Source organism: Streptomyces virginiae, assembly GCF_040638905.1.
GTDB classification, from domain to species: domain Bacteria; phylum Actinomycetota; class Actinomycetes; order Streptomycetales; family Streptomycetaceae; genus Streptomyces; species Streptomyces virginiae_B.
Map to the genome: position 1 here is coordinate 402,191 of NZ_JBEZYV010000001.1, position 21,136 is coordinate 423,326.

Genomic DNA, 21,136 nt, shown 5'->3' on the forward strand with positions numbered 1-21,136 from the left:
TCAGCGGCCCGGCGGCCGGACGGACAGCGCGTGGCGGAACACGTCCGCCGGGTCCCAGCGGGCCTTGACCTGCTGGAGCCGGGGGTAGTTGTCCCGGTAGTAGAAGGTGTGCCAGGGCACGCCGGAGGTGTTCCACCGGGGGTCGGCGAGGTCGACGTCCGGGTAGTTGATGTAGGCCCCGCCGTTCGCGGCGTCGGGCACGGGGACGCCTCCGGTGTCCGCGTACAGGTCCCGGTAGAGCTCGCGCACCCAGGCCAGTTGCTCGTCGCCGGAGATCCCGGGCCACCAGGAGGTCTCGTAGGAGGCGCTGAAGAGGCTGTCGCGGTGCGGGATCGCCGTCGCGGACGCCGGGACCGTGTTGATCCTGCCGCCGAGGGTGGACAGGTACACGGCCGAGCCCTGGTGCTCGCCGCCGGAGCTCGTCAGACAGCGGTGCAGGGTCCGGATCTGGGTCTCCGTCCAGGCCTTGCGCAGGAGCGCGGCCTTGGACTTGAAGGGGTACCCGCCGCCGGCGTAGGGGTCGGTGGTCAGGGTGGACTTCATCCACAGCGCGGTGGCCTGTTCGGCCTCGTGGCGCACTCCGGTGCCGGCGGTGATCGCCGCGACGTACTCGTCGAGCAGCTGCGCGCCGTGCGGCAGTGAGCCGTCCACGTTGGCCACGAGGGTGAAGCGCCCGTTCGCCCGGTGGTTGAGGATCAGCCAGGCGCTGAGGGGTGCGTAGCGGGAGTTCGCGGCGGACTCCCGCTCGTGCCAGGTGCCGTGGTTGCGCAGGATCCGTACGAAGGCCGCCTCGGTCATGTCCGCCCACGACCAGCCGATGGTGACGGAGCGGATCGTCGCCGGGGGCTTGGGCAGCAGGGTCGTCGGGTCGTCGCCGCGCGCGCCGGGAGAGCGCATCAGATAGCGGGTGACGATGCCGAAGTTGCCGCCTCCGCCGCCGGTGTGGGCCCACCACAGGTCGTGGTGGGGGTCGGCGGGGTCACGGGTGGCGGTGACCAGGCGGGCCCGGCCGGGGCGGTCGGCCACGACGACCTCGACGCCGTACAGGTGGTCGGCGACGAAGCCGTGGTGGCGCGACAGCCCCCCGTACCCGCCGCCCACGATGTGTCCCCCGGCGCCGACGCCGGGGCAGGCGCCCGCCGGGACGGTCACTCCCCAGCCGAGGTAGAGGGTGCGGTAGACCTCACCGAGCGTCGCGCCGGACTCGATGGCGAAGGCCTTGTGCCGGGGGTCGTAGTGGACGGACTTCATCTCGGAGACGTCGACGACGACCTGGACGGCCGGGTCGTCGACGAAGCCCTCGAAGCAGTGTCCGCCGCTGCGGACGGCGATCCGCCGGCCGGCGCGCAGGGCGTCGTCCACGGCGGCGACCACCTGGTCGGCGCGGTGGACGAGGCGTACGGACTCCGGGCGGCCGGAGAACCGCCCGTTGTAACCCCTGGCCGTCAGCTCCGCGTAGCGGGGGTCGCCCGGGCGGATGTCCTTGGCCGGGGGCGCCGGGAAGCAGCCGGCGGCCGTCGTGTCCGCCGCGGCCGTTCCCGTGCCGGCGGCGGTCAGCGCCGCGGCGCCTCCGGCCGCGACGCCGCCCGCGATGAATCCGCGGCGCGATAGGTCCTTCACTGCCACTCTCCCTGTCGTTGGTGCGGTCGTCGCCCGGCGGCGAGCTCTTCGAGGACGGGTACGACGGCGCTGGGCGCGGGCATGTCCCTCGACTCGTCGCGCAGCCGGGCGGCCGCCCGGCCGAAGGAGGGCTCCTCCAGCAGCCGCGTGATCATGCCGTGCAGCGTTGCGGTGTCGGCCTTCTCGGGCTGCGCGACCCGGATCCCGGCTCCGCGCTCCTCCAGCAGGCGGGCCTTGTGGTCGGTGTCCCATACCCCGTCGGGCAGGATCAGCTGGGGCACTCCGCAGCTCAGCGCGGTGTTGAAGGTGCCCGCTCCGCCGTGGTGGATCACTGCGGAGCAGCTGGGGAGCAGGGTCTCCAGGGGTACGAAGTCCACGACGCGGACGTTGTCCGGAACTTCGGTGACGGACGCGAGCTGGGCCGCGTTCAGGGTGGCCACCACCTCGGCGTCGACACCGGCGAGGGCCGCGAGCACCTCCCCGAGCGGGAGCCGGTCGGCGCCGAGCAGCTCACGGTGCGAGACGCCGAGCGTGAGGCAGACGCGCCTGCGCTCCTGCGGCTCGCGCAGCCAGTCCGGGAGGACGGAGCTGCCGTTGTGGGGCGCGCAGCGCATGGGTACGCGGTCCGGCCCGTCCAGGAAGCGCAGGGCGGGCGGGAGGGGGTCGATGGTGCGCTGCCCGACGACGAGGTCCTCGCCGAACTCCCCGCCGTAGCGCCGCACGGTGTCGCCCAGCCACTCCTCCATGGGGTCCTCGCGCTGCGCCGGCGGCAGCCGGCGCAGCGCGTCGAGGTAGGGGCGGCGCATCCGCCCGATGAGGTCCAGGCCGAACAGGAGCCGGACGTGGGCCGCGCCGACGGCCCGGGCCGCGACGGGACCCGCGAAGGTCAGCGGGTCCCAGACGACCAGGTCCGGCCGCCACCACCGGGCGTGGCGCACCAGGTCGTCGATCATCGCGGGTGCGGAGTACTGCTGGAACACCTGGGTGGTCATGGCGGTGAAAACGCCGTGCATGTACTCGTACGACAGCTTCTGTGGGCGGATCTCGGTCATGTCCGTCCAGTACTCGTACCGCTCGGCGATCGCCCGGTAGTCGTCCGCGCCGCCGGTCCCCTCCCAGGCTCCCGGGTCCTGCGCCGTGCCGTCGCCGGACCCGTCGTGCTCGTTTTGTTCGTACGACTCCATCTGGGCCGCCAGGTCGAGCGCGGCTCCGGCCGTCACGGCGGTCAGGCCGGTGCGGGTGATGTCGTCGGCGAGGTCGGGCTGGCCGGCCATGTGGACCTCGTGGCCGGCCGCCCGCAGTGCCCAGGCCAGCGAGACCTGTGCGAACAGATGGGACTTCGCTGTGTGTGTGGTGAACAGGACCCGCATCGGGCACCCTTCCTCGGCCGGCGTGTTCGCGTGCTGTGGGCGCGGGCGCGCTCACAGCACGCGGACGTCCGGCACGTAGCGGATCCACTTGCCGCCCGAGGCCCGGAACTGCTGTTCCTTGGCGATGATCTCCTCGGCGTGGTTCCAGGCGAACAGCAGGGCGTAGTCGGGGTAGGGGTTCTCGAAGTCGGCCCGGGACCGCACCGGGATGTGCGAGCCCGGTGTCAGCCGTCCCTGCTTGTTCGGGGTGGTGTCGGAGATGAAGGAGATCAGGTCGGGCCCGATGCCGCAGTAGTTGGCGACGGTGGCGCTCTTGGCCGTGGCCCCGTACCCGACGACCGTGCGGCCTTCGTCGCGCAGCCTGCGCAGCAGCGCGACCAGCTCGTCCCGGGCCCGCTCCACACGGGTCACGAAGCCCTGGAGGGTCGCGAGCTCCGACAGTCCGCGCGCGCGTTCCTGCCCCAGCAGCTCGGCGACCGCGGGCGCGGGGGTGCGCCGTCCGGCGCGGGCGATGGTGTAGCGGACCTCGCCGCCGTGCACGGAGAGCCGTTCCACGTCGACCAGTTCGAAGCCGAACCGCTCGACCATGGCGCTCACGGAGGAGACGGAGAAGAAGTAGTAGTGCTCGTCGTAGATCTGGTCGAAGGAGGCGAGGTCGACGATGTCGGCGAGATAGGGGTCCTCGAAGACGAACACCCCGTCCGGTGCGAGCAGTTCGTCCACTCCCCGGAAGATGGAGTCCAGGTAGGGGATGTGGCAGATGGTGTTGGCCGCGAAGATGACCTGGGCGTGGCCCTCCTCCTTGCGGATGTCGGCGGCCGTCGATTCCTGGAAGAACTCGGTGGCGACGCGGATGCCCTGGCGGCGCGCGATGTCGGCCACGCTCTGCGAGGGTTCGACGCCGAGGTGGCGGACCCCGGCCTCGGCCAGGGCGCGGAGCATGACGCCGTCGTTGCAGCCCAGTTCGACGAGGAAGGCGTCCTTCCCGGTGAGTTCGGTCGCCAGGAAGTGCCGGGCGGTCTCCTCGAAGTGCCCGCGCATGACGGAGGATCCGGACGACAGGTACGGGTAGTGGCTGTTGAACATCAGGTGGCGCGGCACCTCCTCGGTGAGCTGGACCATGGTGCAGTCGCCGCAGACGCCGACGGCCAGCCGGAAGAAGAACTCGTCGCCGAGGTATTCGGGTTCGAGGAGCCCGCTGGAGAGCGGTTGCTGTCCGAAGTCGATGAACTCGTGCAGCCGACCGCCGCAGATCCGACAACTGAGCACGATGGGTGTCCTCTTCCTTGAGTGGCGGATGGGCAAAGGGGCGAATCGTCACGGCGTGCGCGGGCGGACGGGCCCGGCGGGCGGGCTCACAGGCCCCCCGGCCAGTCGTCGTCGGCGCGCAGCAGGGCCCGTGCCAGGTTCTGGTAGAAGGCCACGACGCCGGGTTCCTTGGGGCTCAGGTGGCCGCGTGCGGCGAAGCGGGACCCCACCGCGCGCTGGACGGCCTCCAGGCCGTTGCGGTCCTCGCTGTTGATCATTCCCGCGTACGTCTCGGCCTGCCGGCGCATCTCGTCGAGGTCGGCGCCCTCCAGCGCGGCGCGCGGCACGAGGATGCCGCCGCGGACCAGCGTCCGGTCGATCGTCTGCGGGATGAGGCTGAGCCAGATGACCATCTCGCCCGCCGCGGCCAGACTCGCCGCGGGGAAGACGAAGATGCCGTACAGGTGGGCCTTCTCCGTGTCCGTCAGCGGCAGGGCGTAGGCCTCCTGCGGCTCGGTGAACGGGACGAGCAGGCGCAGCGCCCACGGGGAGTCGACCCGCACGTCCGTGTCGGACCCGCCGGGCGTCGACTGCTGGAGGGTCTCCGGGTGGAAGCCCATGACGTGGTAGTTCTCGTGGGCGTTCTCGACGGCGACCTTCCAGTTGCACGCCCACTCCTCGCTCCAGGAGCCGAGCTGCGCCATCTCGTCGAGCCGGTAGTTGGTCAGGTCGCCGGAGATCCGCTTCAGTTCGGGGGCGAGGGGGGCCGCGGCCGCGTCGAGGTTCACGTACACGAAGCCGTGCCACTCCTCGACGGCGAAGGCGGGGAGTCTGCAGTCCTTCGGGTCGAAGTCCGGGTTCCGCCGCATGTGGGTGGCGCCGATGAGGCGGCCGTCGAGCCCGTACCGCCACAGGTGGTACGGACAGGTGAAGGAGTCGGCCCGTCCGGTGGCGCCGGGTTCGACGAGCGGCATCATCCGGTGCCGGCAGATCGGTGACATCCCGTGGAGCGCGCCGTCCGCGTCGCGGGTGACCAGGATCTGCTCGCCCGCGATGTCGACCGAGACGTAGCTGTTCGGCTCGGCGAGTTCGTCGCGGTGCGCGACGAGCACCCAGGAGCGTCCGAAGACGCGGGTGCGTTCGAGCTCGTAGAGCTCGGGCGAGGTGAACGCGCGGGGCGTCAGACTGAGCTGGGGTGCCAGGTCCAGGTAGCCGCGCAGTACGTCCAGCAGCTCGGCGACCTCTGCCGGCGGAGAGCCGGCGCGCGCGTCGGCGGTCCGGTCTGTGCTCGTTCCTGTGCTCACGGTGGGGACTCCAACCTGTGCCGCGGGTCCGTGGTGCCCCGACCCTGGCAGGGGGGATTCGAACCCTGCTCGACAGCGGGGCCCGGCCCCGCGAGCGGCCCCGGGGGCCCGTGCGTCCAGCCGGTCTCCGGCGTTCCTCTAGCGGCCGGCCCGACCATCGGTCCCGCCGGACCCCTGTCCCTTCCGCCGTACCCGTCGCGCTGTCACCGCCGGGTGCCCGTCGAACGAGGTCGCCGTGTACGGAGCCGAACTGGCCGAGATCTACGAGCTCATCCATCGCAGCCGCGGCAAGGACTACCTCGAGGAGGCGGCCGAAGTGGAGCGGCAGGTGCGGGCGCACAAGCCGGACGCGGCGAGCCTGCTCGACGTGGCCTGCGGGACCGGGGCCCATCTGCGCCGCTTCGACGAGCTGTTCGACGAGGTGGCCGGGCTGGAGCTGTCCGAGCCGATGGCCCGCTTCGCGCAGGCGGCGCTGCCGCACGTGCCCGTGCACGTGGGCGACATGCGGAACTTCGAACTGGGCCGCACCTATGACGTCATCACGTGCATGTTCGGCTCGATCGGCTACCTGCTGACGCAGGACGCGCTGGTCGGCGCGCTGCGCCGGTTCGCACGGCACCTGGCGCCCGACGGGGTGCTGGCCGTCGATCCGTGGTGGTTTCCCGAGACGTACCTGCACGGCCATGTCGCCGGGGCCACCGCGACCGTCGGGGGGCGGACCGTGTCCCGGGTCTCCCACTCCGTACGGGAGGGGGACGCTTCCCGGATGAACGTGCATTATCTCGTCGCGGACGGGGCGTCGGGCGTCCGGCACTTCCACGAGACGCACCTGATCGGCCTGTTCTCACGGGAGCGGTACGAGGCGGCGTTCGGGGCCGCCGGTTTCCGCGTCGACTACGTCCCCGTCGCGCCCGCCGGCCGCGGGCTCTTCGTCGGCGTCCCGTCCGCCGGCTGATCCGGCGGACGGGGCGGCGGGGTTCAGGTCCGCTGCACCAGTTGTTCGTTGGCCTGCTCGAGGAACTGGTTCAGCGTCTTGATGCGGGTCTCCGCGTCCGGCATGCCGATGGAGTACCTCCGCTCGACCTGGCTGATCGCCTCCAGCAGGGCGAGCGAGTCGTAGCCGAGGACGTTCAGCTCGACGTCACCGACGTCCTCGCCGTCCAGATCGGCGCCGTCCGCCTCGCCCGCGCACTCCCGGAAGATCTCGACCAGTACCGGCAGGGTCAGTTCGCTCATCACTCGTACCTCTCTCCGCTCGTGGGGAATCGGGCGTCCGCCGACGGGCGCCCGGGGTGGCGGCTGGGGCTCAGCCCGCCGCCTTCCACATGTCGTGCAGGGAGGCGCGCAGCCCGATGGCCGGGCGCCAGCCCAGGACCCGTTCCGCGCGCCGGATGTCGGCCTTGGTCCAGCCGCCGCCCTTGCTCTCCACCGCCCCGCCGGTCTCCTTGACCGTGCCGGGCGGGAATCCCGCCGCCTCGACCAGGGTGGTGACCAGTTCGCGCATGGTGGGCGCCTCACCGCGTCCGATGTTGAACACGGTGCCGGAGGCGGCCGCGTCCGCGGCCACCAGGACCGCCGAGGCGACGTCGCGCACGTCGACGTAGTCGCGTGCCGCGTCCGCGATGACCAGCTCCAGCCGCTCCCCCGGCGTCAGTGCGCGCAGCCGGTTCAGCACGGTGCCCAGGAAGCTCGCCTCCGACGGGTGCGGACCGCACACGTTGACCGGGCGCAGCACGACCCCGTCGACGTCCCCGGTCCGGGCCGCCTCCAGTACGGCCTGCGACCCGGCCAGTTTCGTCCGGGCGTACGGGGTGGTCGGCTCCGGCGGCACCGACTCGTCGATGCCGTCGGGGTCCGGGGACACGAATCCGTACTCGTGGATGCTGCCGACGTGGACGACGCGGGGGCGGGTGGGCAGCTTCGCGACGCCGGCGAGCATCCGCTCCACCAGCCGCACGTGGGCGTGGTGCATGGCCTCCTCGGTCACCACCCATCCGCCCGTGGCGTTGACGACGACCTCCACGTTCCGTTCGGCGAGGAGGTCGGCGATGTCACGGGGATCCGCCTCCGCCACGTCCAGAGGGACGAAGGGATGCCGGGCGGTGTGCGGCGCGGGGCGCCGGGCCACGCCGAGCACCTCGTGTCCCGCGCGCGTGAACGCCGCGGCCACCTGCCGTCCGATGGTGCCGGTCGCGCCCAGTACGGCGACCGTACGGCGCCCGGTCGCCCTGCCGACCTCATGCGCGGTCACCACCGCGTCCTCCCTTCCTCGATGTTTCCCGTGGTCATGGCGGGTCCCGGCGGCGCCGCGGTCACGGGCGCCGGTCGTCACGGGTGACGCGGCGTTCGCGCACCTTCAGTTCGCCGTCGACCCGGACGAGCACGTCGTCGCACACGCACATCAGGTGCAGCCGGGGGCTGCCGCCCCGGGCCGTGGCGATGATCTGCGCGTACGAACGGACGCTCAGGGAGCCGTCCTCGCGCGGCCGGACCGACACCATGCCGAGCAGGTGCCGGTGCACCTCGCCGGCCTCGGCCAGCGCCGCGGCGGCCTTGTCGACCCCCTCGGCCAGGGCGGCCCGGCCGACGACGGGCTCGGGCAGCGAGGGCGGCGCGAACGATCCGTCCTCGGTGAAGGTCCGCGCCCAGCCCTCGCCGTCCCCGGCGTCGAGCAGGTGCATGTGATCTGCGTAGAACTGTTGCACTTCGGCATAGAGGGAATCGAACGACGACGAGGTTCCCGTCCGCATTGCCACCGCGTCCTCCTCACGCTGGTCCCGTTCGGGGCGAACGGGCGCACCCGCGAACGATTCACGACGCCCTTCGACATCGGCTCGAACGTGACGCGCGGAAGCCGAGTGAGGCTTTAGCGCTTCTCCGTCGGCACCGAGCACGATCTGCTCGTCGGTGCGAGCGGTTCGGTGCGTAGGAGGTCCGTGTGCGGTTGATCGACCTGTCGTCGGCGGTGGACGCCACGGCGTACGAGCCGGATCCGGTGGTGCACGAGGTGTTGACGCCCCGTCAGGGTGCGGAGCACATGAGCGCGGAGATGCGTACGCACTTCGGGCTGGAGTTCTCCCCGGAGGAACTGCCCGACGGGGAGTTCCTCTCGCTCGACCGGATCACCCTGACCTCGCACACCGGCACGCACGTCGACGCGCCGTCGCACTACGGCTCCAGGGCCGGGTACGGCGACGGAGTGCCCCGGCACATCGACCGGATGCCGCTGGACTGGTTCTGCAGGCCCGGGATCGTGCTCGACCTCACCGACGCGGCGACCGGTGTCGTCGGGGCCGCGCGGCTGGAGAAGGAGTTCGAGCGGATCGGCCGCACCCCGGCGCCGATGGACATCGTCCTGCTGCGCACCGGGGCCTCGGCGCGGGCGGGCACCCCGGAGTACTTCACCGAGTTCGCCGGGCTGGACGGGCCGGCCGTGCACCTGCTGCTGGATCTGGGGGTGCGGGTGATCGGGACGGACGCGTTCAGCCTGGACGCCCCGTTCACCGACATCATCGAGCGCTACCGGCGCACCGGTGACCGTTCGGCGCTGTGGCCGGCCCACTTCGCCGGCCGCGACCGGGAGTACTGCCAGATCGAGCGTCTGGCGAACCTCGACGCCCTGCCCGCCCCGTACGGGTTCACCGTCGTCTGCTTCCCCGTGAAGATCGCGGGCGCGGGCGCCGGCTGGACCAGGGCGGTCGCCATGGTCGACGAGTGAGCCCGGCACCGACCCCGACCCGACACCGACTGGAGAGAGATGTACGGACAGGAGCTGGCGGAGGTCTACGAGATCTTCTACCGCAGCCGGGGCAAGGACTGGCCGGCCGAGGCGGCCCACGTCACGGACCTCGTACGGGCGCGGTGCCCGGAGGCGGACTCCCTGCTCGACGTGGCCTGCGGGACCGGAGCCCATCTGGAGACCTTCGGAACGCTGTTCAGACACACCGAGGGCCTGGAGATCGCCGCCCCGATGCGGGAGCTGGCCCACCGGCGGCTGCCGGCGGTGACAGTCCACCCCGGCGACATGCGCGCCTTCGGCCTCGGCCGCACCTTCGACGCGGTCGTGTGCATGTTCTGCGCCATCGGCTACCTCGGCACCGTCGCCGACATGCGGGACGCGGTGCGGTCGATGGCCCGGCACGTACGCCCCGGCGGGGTGCTCGTCATCGAGCCGTGGTGGTTCCCGGAGAACCATGTCGAGGGCTACGTCGCGGGCGACCTCGGCCGGGAGAACGGCCGCACGGTGGCGCGGATCTCGCACTCGACCCTCCAGGGCCGCGCGACCCGGATGGAGGTGCGTTTCCTGGTCGGCGACAGCTCCGGCATCCGGGAGTTCACCGAGGTCGACGTCCTCACCCTCTTCACCAAGGACGAGTACCTCGCGGCGTTCGCCGACGCGGGGTGCACCGTCGAGTACCTACCCGGCGACCCGACCGGCCGCGGTCTGTTCGTCGGTGTACGGCAGTAGGACCCCAGCCAGGCACGTGCCGGAGACGAGCGGAGACGGTGACTCAGCCATGACCACTTACGTATGGGACTACCTGCGCGAGTACGAGAACGAGCGGGAGGACATCCACGACGCCGTCGAGACCGTGCTGCGGTCGGGGCAGCTCGTGCTCGGCGCCAGCGGGCGCGGCTTCGAGGAGGAGTTCGCCGCCTACCACGGGGTCGGGCACGCGGTGGGTGTCGACAACGGCACCAACGCGATCAAGCTGGGCCTCCAGGCGATCGGCGTGGGCCCCGGCGACGAGGTGATCACGGTCTCGAACACCGCCGCGCCCACGGTGGTGGCCATCGACTCCGTGGGGGCGACGCCCGTCTTCGTCGACGTCCACCCCGACACCTATCTGATGGACGTCGAGCAGGTGTCCGCGGCCGTCACCGAGCGCACCAGGTGTCTGCTGCCGGTCCATCTGTACGGCCAGTGCGTGGACATGACCGCGCTCCAGGCCGTGGCGGACGAGCACGGCCTGGTGGTCTTCGAGGACTGCGCGCAGGCCCACGGCGCCCGCCGGGGCGGACGGCTCGCCGGCACCTGGGGGGCCGCGGCCGGGTTCTCCTTCTATCCCACCAAGGTGCTCGGGGCCTACGGCGACGGCGGCGCCGTCATCACCTCGGACCCGGCCGTGGACGCCGCGCTGCGGCGGCTGCGGTACTACGGAATGGAGGAGCGGTACTACGTCGTCCAGACCCCGGGGCACAACAGCCGCCTGGACGAGCTGCACGCGGAGATCCTGCGCCGCAAACTGCGCCGGCTCGACGCCTACGTCGAGGGCCGGCGCGCGGTGGCCCGCCGGTACGCCGAGGGGCTCGCCGGCACCGGTCTGGTCCTGCCGTCGACGGCGCCGGGCAACGACCACGTCCACTACGTCTACGTGGTCCGCCATCCGCGGCGTGACGCGATCATCGAGGCGCTGAAGGCCTACGACATCCAGCTGAACATCAGCTATCCGTGGCCGGTCCACACCATGACGGGCTTCGCCCACCTCGGATACGCCAAGGGGTCCCTGCCCGTCACCGAGTCGGCGGCCGACGAGATCTTCTCGCTGCCCATGTACCCCTCGCTGGACCCGGCGGTGCAGGACAAGGTGATCGGCGCGCTCCACGACGCACTGGCCTCGCTGTGAGCCCTGTCCCCACCGGGCGGGACGGGGACGGCGGCCGCCGGGTCCGCATGGGTGTGCTCGGCTGTGCGGACATCGCGCTGCGCCGGATGCTGCCGGCCATCGCGGCGGCCGAGTCGGCCGAGCTCGTCGCGGTGGCCAGCCGGGACGCCGCCAAGGCGCAGCGGGCGGCGGCCCGGTTCGGGTGCGCCGGGGTCAAGGGCTACCGGACGCTGCTGGAGCGGGACGACATCGACGCGGTGTACGTCCCGCTCCCGCCCGCGCTCCACTTCGAGCAGGTGGCCGAGGCGTTGCGGGCCGGCAAGCACGTGCTGTGCGAGAAGCCGCTGTGCACGACCCACGCGGAGGCCGCCGAGCTGATGGAGCTGGCTCGGCGGCACCGCCGGATCCTCGCCGAGAACTTCATGTTCCTGCACCACTCCCAGCACGCCGGGGTCCGCTCGCTCGTAGAGTCGGGCGCCATCGGCGGGCTGGAAGTGCTCTCCGGGTCCTTCGGTGTACCGCCGCTGGACCCCACGGGGTTCCGGTACGCCCCCTCGCTCGGCGGCGGCGCGCTGCTGGACGTCGGCGTCTATCCGCTGCGCACGGCGCAGATGTACCTGTCCGGCGTGCCGGAGGTGCTGGCGGCCACCCTGCGGGTGGACGACGCGACCGGCGTGGACGTGGCGGGCACGGCGCTGCTGTGCGCCCCCGACGGCGTCGCGGCGCAGCTGGAGTTCGGCTTCCGCCACTCCTACCGGTCGCGCTACGCGCTGTGGGGCGGCGCGGGACGGATCTCGGTGGAGCGGGCGTACACCCCGCCGGAGGTGCTCAAGCCCGTGGTCCGGCTCCAGCAGCAGGACCGGCTGACCGAGCTGGCGATGCCCGCGGACGACCAGGTGCGCAACGCGCTGGCCGCGTTCACGGCCGCCGTCATGGCCGGCGGGGACGGACCGGTCGACGAAGCGGAGTCGCTCCTGCAGGCCAGGCTGGTCGAGGACGTCCGCAAGGTCGCCAGGATCGTCGGCGGCTGAGGCGGCACAACGGCGCCGGGGGCGAGGCCGCGCACCGGCGCCCGGCGGGCGGCGGGTGCCCGGGCTGCGGTGGCCGTGGTGCGGATCTACGCTGAACCGGTGACCGGCCTCGCCGGAGGGCGGCGTGACACCTGGTGCCACCCGGCGGCGGTCCGAGGGAGGTGACGCCCGATGTCCGCACCCCTGGCAGCAGCGGCGGTCCGCCGTGCGGCTGCAGGAACCGTATGTCTGATCATGTTCACGGGCGTCGGCACGGGCGCCGCTCTGGCCGACGACAACGGCATGGCCGACAAGAGCGCGCAGGCCATCGCCGACGCCTCCCGCAAGGCCATGTCGGAGGTCACGTCCATGCGCATGGTGGCCAAGGTGACCGAGGGGGCCGGCACCACCGCTCTGGACATCCGGTTCGACGAGGCGGGCAACTGCGTCGGCACCGTCACGCCTCCCGGCGGCTCCGGCAAGGCCGCCGTCGTCAAACGCGGCAACGACGTGTGGATGAAGCTCGACGACGAGCTGCTGCGCGCCCAGGTACCGGGCGGCGCGGCCGAGGACGCGATCGCGCTCATCAAGGGCCGCTACCTGCACGGCACCACGGACAACATCATGCTGCGCGACTTCGCCCAGTTCTGCGATCTCGACTACTTCAAGAGGGAGTTCTCCTCGAAACCGGTGAACGAGCAGCTGACGAAGGGCTCGACCACCACCGTCGACGGCCGTCCGGCCATCACGGTCACCGGCAAGCGCGACGGTGACACGGGCACCTACCAGGTGTCGACGCAGGACGAGCCCTACCTCCTGCGCATCCAGGGCGCCAAAGCCTCCGGCGAGCGCGTGGAGGCCACCTTCTCCGCCTTCGACGAGCCCGTCCGGCCCAAGCCCCCGGCACCCGCCGACACGGTCGACCTGTCCAAGCTCCAGTAGCGCGGCTCCGGTAGCGCGCCGCGCGGGAGGAACACCATGATCACCACTGATTTCGCCGCCGGCTCCCCCTGTTGGATCGACCTCGGCGTGCCCGACGTGCCCGCCGCGGCGGCGTTCTACGGCGCCGTGCTCGGCTGGGACTACGAGTCCATGGGTGAGGGGGAGGACATGGAGGGCGGGATGTTCCGCAAGGACGGGAAGATCGTCGCCGGGCTCGGCAAGCTCACCGAGGAGGGTGCCCGGCCGGCCTGGATGATCTACTACAGCGTCCCCGACGCGGACGCCACCACCCGAGCCGTCGAGCGCGCCGGCGGCACGGTGCGGGTGCCTCCCAGGGACCTCGACGAGTGGGGGCGGATGGCCCAGTACAGCGACCCGCTGGGAGGCCAGTTCGCCGTATGGCAGCCGGGAACCAGCAAGGGCGTCGAGTTGGTGGACGAGCCGGGCTCGCTGTCGTGGACGGAGCTCTGCACGAGCGACGCGGCGGCCGCCAAGGACTTCTACGGCGGGGTCTTCGGCTGGTGGTACAGCGACATGGAACTGCCGGGCGGCGGAGGTACGTACGCCCTGGTCACCCCCGCCGGTCAGGTGGCCGAACGCATGCACGGCGGCGTGATGGAACTGCCCGCGGAGCAGCTCGCCACGGCGGGCGGGAAGCCGTACTGGCACCCGGTCTTCGCCGTCACGGACTGCGACGCCGCGGTCGCCGCCGTCACCGGGAACGGCGGCAGCGTGCAGATGGGGCCGGAGGACGCCGAGGGCGTCGGCCGGCTGGCCGTCTGCCTGGACCCGGCGGGCGCGGACTTCGTGGTGCTGACCCCGTCGTCGGACTGACCCGGGAAGCCGGCGGCGGCCGCCGGGGCCGCCCGATCCCTCGGACTCCGGAGCCGGCCCGCGTCCGCCACCCTTTCCCCCGCCGCGGCCGGCCCCCTGCACCGGCCGCCCCGTCCGCACCCGGGCCCGCGTCTCCTCCGGTTCCGGACGGCGTACTGCCGGCCGCGGGGCTGGTCCGCGGCCGGATCGCCCGACTGCCGCGGAGTCAGTCCTCGTCGACGACGAGAAAGCCGCGGGAGCTCCGACCAGCGCCCCCTCCGGCGCGCCTTCGCCGCGATGCCGGACGGGTCCTGGCGGGGTCCGCGGACCGGGCCCGGTTCAGTCGGTTTCCTCGCTGACGGTGAAGAGGGCCCCGGTCCGGTCCCGGAGCGTGACCCGGCGGTCCGTCGGGGAATACCGTACGGGGGTCACGGCCGCTCCACCGCGGCGGACCGCACGGTCGACGGCGCCGTCGAGGTCGGCCACGGCGAAATGGACGTGCCAGCGGGGCCGGACCTGCGGCTCGGGGGCGTTCTCCACGGCTCCGGCGTCGATCCGCGCGACGGTCTGGCTGCCGCGGCGCACCACCACGTGGTCGTGTTCGTAAGCGACGTCGCAGCATCCGGGCCGGTCGCAGCCCCAGTCGAGGACCTCCCCGTAGAACACCGCGGCGGCGAACGCGTCGCGGGTGCGGAGCTCGACCCACGCGGCCGCGTCCTCCTGCCCGGCGTGCCACTCCTGGACGACCTCGCCCTCCCAGAAGCCGAAGACCGCTCCCGACGGGTCGGCGGCCAGCGCCGCCCTCCCGGTGGCGAAGGCGAGCGGCCCGACCGCCATCGTCGCGCCCCGCTCGCGGACGCGGGCGGAGGTCACCTCCGCGTCGTCGACGGCGAAGTACGGCGTCCACGCGGTCGGCACGCCGAACTCCGGGGCGAACGCGCCGACGGAGGCGACGGGGCGGCCGTCCAGGAGTGCGACGCGGAAGTTCTCGCCGAGCCGGGTGGCACGGAACGTCCAGCCCAGCACCCCGGCGTAGAACTCCTCAGCCTCCGCGAGACCGGGGGCCGTGAGGTTCACCCAGCAGGGCACGCCGAACACGTCACGGCTGTTCGTGGTCATCGCACCGCTCCTCCGATCGCCGCCCCGGCACTCGGTCCCGTCGCAGGACGGGTGCCCCACCGGACCCACTCCTAACACAAACGGACGAAACGGACTATAGGCCAGGCCTCCGACACGCGCGGCACGTTCGACGTCGTCGTATGGGACAAGGGCTGACGATGGCGCTGTGCGCCGGCTTCCCGGTGCGCACACTGGAGCCGGCGGCCCGCGCCGCGGCGGCCGCGGACCGAGGAGAGGTGTCCGGCCTTGAGCGTTCCCGTTCCCATCGTCATCGACTGCGATCCGGGGCATGACGACGCCCTGGCGATCCTCCTCGCCGCGGGCGACCCGGGGGTGGACCTGCTGGCCGTCACCACGGTGGCGGGCAACCAGACCGTGGAGAAGACCACGCTGAACGCCCTGCGGGTGTGCACCGCCGCCGGCATCACCGGCGTTCCGGTCGCCGCGGGGTGCGCGGGACCGCTGGTGGAGCCGCTGCGGGTCGCCGAGGACGTGCACGGGGTGTCGGGGCTGGACGGCCCCCGCTTCCCCGAGCCGTCCCTGGCGGCCGAGCCCGAGCACGCGGTGGAGCTGCTGCGGCGGATCCTGGCCGGGCACCCGGAGCCGGTCACCCTGGTGCCGACCGCACCCCTGACGAACATCGCCCTGCTGCTGACCCGCTACCCCGAGCTGGCGGGGCGGATCAGGGAGATCGTGCTGATGGGCGGGTCCACGGACCGGGGGAACCGGACCCCGGCCGCCGAGTTCAACATCCACACCGACCCGGAGGCCGCGGACATCGTCTTCCGCAGCGGCGTCCCGGTGACCATGTGCGGCCTGAACGTCACCCATCAGGCCCTCGCGACGCCCGAGGTCGTCGCCCGTTTCGAGGCCCTGGACACTGACCTCGGGCGGATCTGCGCCGAGCTGCTGGGCTTCTTCGCGGGCACCTACCGGCGCCTGTGGGATTTCCCCGCGCCCCCGGTGCACGACCCGGTCGCGGTCGCCCGGGTCATCGACCCGCAGCTGGTCACCTGCGTGGACGCGCACGTGGCCGTGGAACTCCACGGCCGCCACACGCGCGGGGCGACCGTGGTGGACCTGCACGGCACGCTGGGGCTGCCGGCGAACGCCCGGGTCGCCGTCGGGCTACGGGCGGACCTGTTCTGGGACCGGCTGCTGACGGCCGTGGCGGCACTGGGCGGCGGTGGCTCGGACCACGCGGATCAAGCGGATCAAGCGGGGCCGCCCGGGGCCACGTGAGGGGGAAGCCGGTGAGCGGCCACGCGCTCCTCGGCGGCGAGCAGGGCGCTGTGGGCGTTGCGCTGTCCCATCAGCACGCACAGCGTGTACGCGGCGTCGTCGAGCGCGGCGCGCAGCGCCGGTTCGTCGGGCGCGGCCAGCGTACGGCGGCGCAGGGCCCTCAGGTGGTTCAGGTGTCCGCGCAGGACGTCCGGGGCCGGGAGGAGCGTTCCCGGGGCGGGCGGTGAAGGGGGCTGCCGGCTCCGGGCGTGCCCGATTGCCGCGCGCAACGCCCGCTCGCAGTCCGGGTCCACGTCCGCGGGGCAGGCGCGCGTCGCGATGACGGTGCGCGCCATGAGCCGGAGCGTGACGCCCGCCGCGCGCGCCGCGTCGCCGAGGACACGCCGGGCACTCTCGGCCGTGCAGGGCACGAGGGCCATCACCATCCCGGTCGCGCCGGCGAGCGCGGCCTGGGCCGCGGCGCCGTCCGCCTCCGTGTCCGCGTGCGCGTCCGTTACGGCGGCTCCGCCTTCCGTGCGGCGGTGGCCCGCCGGGCTCTGCATCATCCGTCCGCTCCTCGGGTCTGCTCCGGGTGGATGCCGCTGTGTAGCACCTGCGCAGGAGCGGTCGGCGCGCACACGCGGGCGACGGGGAGCGGATCCCCCGATGTGGGGATTCCCGGAACCGCGCGTTGACTTCGACCGAGTCGCGCGAACGCTCCGCAGCGGCGGGCGTGCCGGTGCGGAGCGTGCCGCGCAGTGGGCGGTCGTCAGGCCCGCCCCCCGGCGCAGCACGGTCAGGGTCACCCGTCAGGGTTACAGGATCAGAGGCTCAGGGCGTCTTCCGCGTTGTCCATCCAGGGGGTCACGGAGTTCTTGGTGGAGGACACGTACAGGCCGGGGGTCGCCGCCTTGAGCGGGGTCTGTGCCAGATCCGACTCGGTGCTCATGGTCATGGCAATCGAGTCGACGGTCTTGCCGGTGCCGTCGGCGGCGCCGCCCATGAGACCGGCGTAGGCCGACTCGCCCGGGTCGAGCCGGATCGCGTCCTCGATGCCGGGGGCCTTGCCCCGCTCCGTGGCCTGCCCGTCCAGAGCGCCGAAGGTCACGACCGGGTGCCCGAGCGCCCTGCACGCCTTCGTCCCCTTGTTGGTGATCTTCAGCAGGTAGCTGCTGGTCGTGGGCTCCGCCAGGGTCGCGGTGAACGTCACGTCGTAGGTGCTGCACGGGAAGACGTCGAAGTCCGGATCGGCCGACGCGCTCGCGCCGGGGGAACCGGCGGACTTCGACGGCTTGGCCGGCGTCGCCGGCGGTGTCGCGGACTTCGACGGCGACGCGGAACCGGACGGGGACGCGCTCGTGGTCGCGCCGGCGGACGGCCCACCGGTGCCGGCCGCCGCGTCGTCCCCGGTGGGCCCGCAGGCGGTCAGTACCAGTGCCGACAGGGCGGTGAGGGCGACGGCGGTTCTGCGAACGATGCTCATGGTGTTCCCCCAGATGAGGTGCGGCGAGCGCGGGCTGGGCCGGGCCGGTACCGGCGGGCCTGGCACCAGGGTCCCGCCGAAGCTTCACAGCTTGGTGACGGGGCGTCGCCGAGTCCACCACGGTTGCCGGCGCGCCGCTCCCGCCTCACCTAACCTGAAAACGACCGCATATCACCACGAAGGGGACATGTCATGCCCTCACGCCTCAACCCGTACATCAACTTCGACGGCGACGCCCGGCAGGCCATGGAGTTCTACAAGGAGGTCTTCGGCGGCACGCTGTCGCTGAACACGTACGGCGACTTCGGCGGCGCGGACGCCGGCGACGACGCTGCCGTCGCCGCCGCCGACAAGATCATGCACGGCATGCTGGAGACCGCCGGCGGCTTCACGCTCATGGGCGCCGACAACCCTCCCGGGAGGCAGCACGACCCCGGCAACAACATCTCGGTGAGCGTGAGCGGGGAGGACGCCGCCGAGCTGCGCGGCTACTGGGACCGCCTCTCCGGTGGTGGCACGGTCTCGGTGCCGCTGGAGAAGCAGATGTGGGGCGACGTCTTCGGCATGTGCACGGACCGGTTCGGCATCACCTGGCTCGTCAACATCAGCACGCCCGAGGGCTGACCCGGCCGCCGCGCCATCGTCCACGGTGGCGATGCGGCCGTCCCCGTTTCGACACCGCGGCAGCTGCCTCCCCGGCGGGACTCCAGCATGATCGATACTTCGCACCCTTCGACCACAGGAGTCCAGCCCCATGTCCGACATCACCGTGCGCGCCGTACGGCCCGGGGACTTCGCGCAGTGGCGCACCCTGTACCGCGGCTACGCCGACTTCTACGAGGTGGAGCAGACCGAGGAGGCGGCGGCCACGGCCTGGTCGTGGGTGGCCGACCCGGCCCACGAGGTCAGCGCCCTGGTGGCCGAGGACACCGCGGGCCGGCTCCTCGGCCTGGCCCACTTCCGCCCCTTCGCCCGGCCCCTCTCGGCGACGGTCGGCTGCTTCCTCGACGACCTGTTCGTGGCGCCGGAACACCGCGGCTCGGGCGCCGCCGACCTGCTGCTGGGCGCGCTGCGCGAGCTCGCGGCCGAACGGGGCTGGAGTGTGGTCCGCTGGATCACCGCGGACGACAACCACCGGGCGAGGGCCAAGTACGACCAGGTGGCCACGCGCACCATGTGGGTCACCTACGACATGCCCCCGGCCCGCCCCTGACCGTGAGGCAGGCTTCGAGGGCGCGGCCGGGATCACCGGCCGGTCCGTGGGAACCATGCTCGCCCCGAGACGGTCCACGAGGTGGGCCGAGGCGTCGAAGAACCGTCCCGGAGGGCAGCGGCTGACGGCGGGGCAGACCTCGTTGACACGTCGATCCCCGCGTCGTGGCCGTCGGTGGTCCGGAAAAACAGCGCGCCGTCACGGAAGTCGGCGTCCGCGGCGACAACGTACGGCCCCAGGAGCTTCCGCATCCGCTCCGTCACCCCGCCCGGCCGGAGTTGACGGAAGATCACACTCGACGGAAGGGAAGGGATGCCGAACTTCACCGTGCACCACCACACACCCGCCGATCCCGCGGGCGGCGCCTCATGACCATCGACCTGCTCGTGATCTGCACGACCCGGCTGGAGGAGTGCCGCGCGTTCTATGCCGGCCTCGGCCTGGACCTCGTACCGGAGAAGCACGGCGACGGGCCGGACCACTACGCGGCGGCCTTCGCCGACGGAGGCGTGCTGGAGCTCTACCCGGCCACGCGCCGCCCGGAGACCGGCTACCTGCGCCTCGGCCTGACGGCGCCGGCGCGCGACACGGAGGGCCGGACGCCCGGTCGGCACACACTGACCGACCCCGACGGCCGCACGGTGGTACTGACCGTCCCCGAGCCGACCCGATAGGCGCTCGCACGCCTGCCTCCGGGACTGCGCGCGTCACAGCTGCGTCACAGGGCACACTCTCCGCGGTGCCCGGCGCCACCATGTCCGGATGCGCACACCCCAGATCGCCACGCTGCTGGCCTCCGTCGCACTCCTCGCCGTCACCGGCTGCACCAGCGAGCCCGAGAGCGACGCCGAACCCACGCCCGTCGCCACCACGCCGACGGCCTCGCCCACCACCACCGGCGCAGCGGACGCCGCCGGCGTACCGCCCGAGCCCACGGGCGACAAGCGCGTCATCTACCTCGCCACCCTCAACGGCATAGACCCCGAGATCGTGAACGGCAACGACGACAAGGCCATCAGCCGCGGACGCGACCAGTGCGCCGCCATGAAGGACGAGAAGGACCCCACCAGGCGCGTTGCCCAGGTCGAGCAGCGCTTCATCGGCCCCGACCACCCCAATGGCTTCGGCCCGACCAAGAGCGCACTCATCCTCGCCACCGTCCAGGCCAACATCTGCCCCACCTACTGACGGAAACGCCACCGGGGCTCCCGGTCCGCCGTCGTGACGACGGCGGACCGGGCCGGTCTCCGCAGTCCCGCTCAGCCCACCGCCCGCTTCACGAGCCCGGCGATCCGCTCCTCAACCTCGGGCGTCACCTCGGTCAGGGCGAAGCCGGCCGCCCACATCGTGTCCTCGTCCAGCTTCGCCAGGTCACTGAACCCGAGGGTCGCGTAACGGGCCTTGAACTTCTCCGCGCTCTGGAAGAAGACCACGACCTTCCCGTCCAGGGCGTAGGACGGCATCCCGTACCAGAGCTTCGGCGCGAGCGACGGGGCGCAGGCCGTGACGACGGCGTGGACGCGCTCGGCCATGATCCGGTCGGAGTCCTGCATCTCGGCGATCTTCGCGAGCACGTCCTGCTCGGCGGCCGCCGCCTTGTCCGCGCGCGAACTGCGGCGCGCCGCCGTCTTCAGCTCTTGGGCGTGGTCCTTCATCGCGGCCCGCTCCTCGGCCGTGAATCCCTCGTGCTTGGCGCTATCCGTGCTGCTCATGACTGATCTCCCCCTTGAGGACCTCGCATGTGCGGGACTTGAGGGGACCTTATCCCGGCGCACCGACATCGGCCCGGGCAAACGAACAAAGCCACCGGCAAGTACGGCATTTGCCAGGTCAGTCCTGGGGCTCAGGCTCACTTGCCGTCTTTTCCGACTGATACATTCCGCAGGCGCAATCCGCACACCCCTCACGACGTCACCGGGCATCTGAGGGCGGATCAGGTGGTGGCGAGGGAGATCTCGGTCGACTTGATCAGGGCCACGACGGGCGAGCCGGCGGCCAGGCCCAGCGCCTCGACGGCGTCGGCGGTGACGGTGCCTGCGATCTGGTTGCGGATGCTGAGACTCATGAAGGTTCGACCTCTTGTGTGAACACCGTGCACGGCCCGAACGGACCGCGCGTCCTCGACAGTAGGGGGCCGGGCCGGCCCCCGCTCCGGGTCCCTCTCGTCCGCCGGCCACAACCACCCTC

At 72.3% G+C, this 21,136-nt stretch carries 23 protein-coding genes and 1 pseudogene; 12 read left to right on the forward strand and 12 right to left on the reverse strand.

What is annotated here, in order from left to right; all coding sequences use genetic code 11:
• The 4 genes from AB0F82_RS01975 to AB0F82_RS01990 all read right to left on the reverse strand — a co-directional run bounded on the left by AB0F82_RS01975 (position 1) and on the right by AB0F82_RS01990 (position 5,542).
• Complete coding sequence (locus AB0F82_RS01975; RefSeq protein ID WP_356811758.1) at positions 1–1,620, reverse strand: FAD-binding oxidoreductase; 1,620 nt, start codon at positions 1,618–1,620, stop codon at positions 1–3.
• Positions 1,617–2,990 carry an activator-dependent family glycosyltransferase gene (locus AB0F82_RS01980; protein ID WP_362622741.1) on the reverse strand — a complete coding sequence of 458 codons (1,374 nt, stop codon included), beginning with the start codon at positions 2,988–2,990 and terminating at the stop codon, positions 1,617–1,619. The genes AB0F82_RS01975 and AB0F82_RS01980 overlap by 4 nt, the downstream gene beginning before the upstream one ends.
• 51 nt (positions 2,991–3,041) lie before the next feature.
• Positions 3,042–4,259, reverse strand: a complete 1,218-nt coding sequence (locus tag AB0F82_RS01985) for a class I SAM-dependent methyltransferase (protein ID WP_362622744.1) — start codon at positions 4,257–4,259, stop codon at positions 3,042–3,044.
• An 86-nt stretch (positions 4,260–4,345) separates the two neighbouring features.
• A complete protein-coding gene (locus tag AB0F82_RS01990; protein WP_362622747.1) occupies positions 4,346–5,542 on the reverse strand; it encodes an aromatic ring-hydroxylating oxygenase subunit alpha in 1,197 nt (398 codons plus the stop codon).
• A gap of 235 nt (positions 5,543–5,777) precedes the next feature.
• On the opposite strand from AB0F82_RS01990, the gene AB0F82_RS01995 reads away from it, so the two are divergent.
• The gene (locus AB0F82_RS01995; RefSeq protein WP_362622750.1) at positions 5,778–6,497 is read left to right on the forward strand and encodes a class I SAM-dependent methyltransferase; all 720 of its coding nucleotides are present in this window, start codon (positions 5,778–5,780) and stop codon (positions 6,495–6,497) included.
• Between the two features lie 23 nt (positions 6,498–6,520).
• Here AB0F82_RS01995 and AB0F82_RS02000 read toward each other — a convergent pair whose 3' ends face one another.
• The 3 genes from AB0F82_RS02000 to AB0F82_RS02010 all read right to left on the reverse strand — a co-directional run bounded on the left by AB0F82_RS02000 (position 6,521) and on the right by AB0F82_RS02010 (position 8,292).
• Positions 6,521–6,778, reverse strand: coding sequence for a phosphopantetheine-binding protein (locus tag AB0F82_RS02000; protein WP_362622751.1), 258 nt, complete (start codon positions 6,776–6,778; stop codon positions 6,521–6,523).
• A gap of 70 nt (positions 6,779–6,848) precedes the next feature.
• Positions 6,849–7,796 carry an NAD-dependent epimerase/dehydratase family protein gene (locus tag AB0F82_RS02005; protein ID WP_362622754.1) on the reverse strand — a complete coding sequence of 316 codons (948 nt, stop codon included), beginning with the start codon at positions 7,794–7,796 and terminating at the stop codon, positions 6,849–6,851.
• A 58-nt stretch (positions 7,797–7,854) separates the two neighbouring features.
• Positions 7,855–8,292: a nuclear transport factor 2 family protein gene (locus AB0F82_RS02010; protein WP_356814440.1), complete on the reverse strand. Its 438-nt coding sequence runs from the start codon at positions 8,290–8,292 to the stop codon at positions 7,855–7,857.
• Positions 8,293–8,480: 188 nt separating this feature from the next.
• On the opposite strand from AB0F82_RS02010, the gene AB0F82_RS02015 reads away from it, so the two are divergent.
• From AB0F82_RS02015 to AB0F82_RS02040, 6 genes are all read left to right on the forward strand, one after another.
• Positions 8,481–9,260, forward strand: coding sequence for a cyclase family protein (locus AB0F82_RS02015; protein ID WP_362622757.1), 780 nt, complete (start codon positions 8,481–8,483; stop codon positions 9,258–9,260).
• Positions 9,261–9,299: 39 nt separating this feature from the next.
• Entirely contained in the window at positions 9,300–10,010 is a 711-nt protein-coding gene (locus tag AB0F82_RS02020; protein ID WP_362622759.1) for a class I SAM-dependent methyltransferase, read from the forward strand.
• A 49-nt stretch (positions 10,011–10,059) separates the two neighbouring features.
• The gene (locus AB0F82_RS02025; RefSeq protein ID WP_362622761.1) at positions 10,060–11,169 is read left to right on the forward strand and encodes a DegT/DnrJ/EryC1/StrS family aminotransferase; all 1,110 of its coding nucleotides are present in this window, start codon (positions 10,060–10,062) and stop codon (positions 11,167–11,169) included.
• Positions 11,166–12,179 carry a Gfo/Idh/MocA family protein gene (locus AB0F82_RS02030; protein WP_362622764.1) on the forward strand — a complete coding sequence of 338 codons (1,014 nt, stop codon included), beginning with the start codon at positions 11,166–11,168 and terminating at the stop codon, positions 12,177–12,179. Before AB0F82_RS02025 ends, AB0F82_RS02030 begins: the two co-directional genes overlap by 4 nt.
• Positions 12,180–12,350: 171 nt before the next feature.
• Positions 12,351–13,100, forward strand: a complete 750-nt coding sequence (locus AB0F82_RS02035; protein ID WP_362622766.1) for a hypothetical protein — start codon at positions 12,351–12,353, stop codon at positions 13,098–13,100.
• A gap of 36 nt (positions 13,101–13,136) precedes the next feature.
• Positions 13,137–13,934, forward strand: a complete 798-nt coding sequence (locus AB0F82_RS02040; RefSeq protein ID WP_362622769.1) for a VOC family protein — start codon at positions 13,137–13,139, stop codon at positions 13,932–13,934.
• Positions 13,935–14,252: 318 nt separating this feature from the next.
• On the opposite strand, the gene AB0F82_RS02045 is transcribed toward AB0F82_RS02040, so the two are convergent.
• Entirely contained in the window at positions 14,253–15,032 is a 780-nt protein-coding gene (locus tag AB0F82_RS02045) for a VOC family protein (RefSeq protein WP_362622772.1), read from the reverse strand.
• A 246-nt stretch (positions 15,033–15,278) separates the two neighbouring features.
• Between AB0F82_RS02045 and AB0F82_RS02050 the strand changes: the two genes are divergently transcribed.
• Complete coding sequence (locus tag AB0F82_RS02050; protein WP_362622774.1) at positions 15,279–16,274, forward strand: nucleoside hydrolase; 996 nt, start codon at positions 15,279–15,281, stop codon at positions 16,272–16,274.
• On the opposite strand, the gene AB0F82_RS02055 is transcribed toward AB0F82_RS02050, so the two are convergent.
• Together AB0F82_RS02055 and AB0F82_RS02060 are read right to left on the reverse strand one after the other, a co-directional pair.
• Positions 16,247–16,819 (reverse strand): DUF5133 domain-containing protein, encoded by a 573-nt coding sequence (locus AB0F82_RS02055; RefSeq protein ID WP_362622777.1) that lies wholly within the window; start codon positions 16,817–16,819, stop codon positions 16,247–16,249. The two genes, AB0F82_RS02050 and AB0F82_RS02055, sit on opposite strands and share 28 nt — an antisense overlap.
• A gap of 257 nt (positions 16,820–17,076) precedes the next feature.
• A complete protein-coding gene (locus AB0F82_RS02060) occupies positions 17,077–17,736 on the reverse strand; it encodes a DUF4232 domain-containing protein (protein WP_362622779.1) in 660 nt (219 codons plus the stop codon).
• Positions 17,737–17,928: 192 nt separating this feature from the next.
• On the opposite strand from AB0F82_RS02060, the gene AB0F82_RS02065 reads away from it, so the two are divergent.
• The 4 genes from AB0F82_RS02065 to AB0F82_RS02080 all read left to right on the forward strand — a co-directional run bounded on the left by AB0F82_RS02065 (position 17,929) and on the right by AB0F82_RS02080 (position 20,137).
• Entirely contained in the window at positions 17,929–18,360 is a 432-nt protein-coding gene (locus AB0F82_RS02065; protein WP_362622781.1) for a VOC family protein, read from the forward strand.
• A gap of 130 nt (positions 18,361–18,490) precedes the next feature.
• Positions 18,491–18,949 (forward strand): GNAT family N-acetyltransferase, encoded by a 459-nt coding sequence (locus AB0F82_RS02070; protein ID WP_362622783.1) that lies wholly within the window; start codon positions 18,491–18,493, stop codon positions 18,947–18,949.
• A 368-nt stretch (positions 18,950–19,317) separates the two neighbouring features.
• On the forward strand, positions 19,318–19,623 hold the full coding sequence (locus AB0F82_RS02075) for a VOC family protein (RefSeq protein WP_362622785.1): 306 nt from the start codon (positions 19,318–19,320) through the stop codon (positions 19,621–19,623).
• Between the two features lie 88 nt (positions 19,624–19,711).
• The gene (locus AB0F82_RS02080) at positions 19,712–20,137 is read left to right on the forward strand and encodes a DUF732 domain-containing protein (RefSeq protein WP_362622787.1); all 426 of its coding nucleotides are present in this window, start codon (positions 19,712–19,714) and stop codon (positions 20,135–20,137) included.
• A gap of 71 nt (positions 20,138–20,208) precedes the next feature.
• Here AB0F82_RS02080 and AB0F82_RS02085 read toward each other — a convergent pair whose 3' ends face one another.
• Entirely contained in the window at positions 20,209–20,661 is a 453-nt protein-coding gene (locus AB0F82_RS02085) for an iron chaperone (RefSeq protein WP_356814427.1), read from the reverse strand.
• A 221-nt stretch (positions 20,662–20,882) separates the two neighbouring features.
• A pseudogene (locus AB0F82_RS02090) lies at positions 20,883–21,008 on the reverse strand (TOBE domain-containing protein); the annotation flags it as partial.
• Positions 21,009–21,136: the final 128 nt, after the last annotated feature.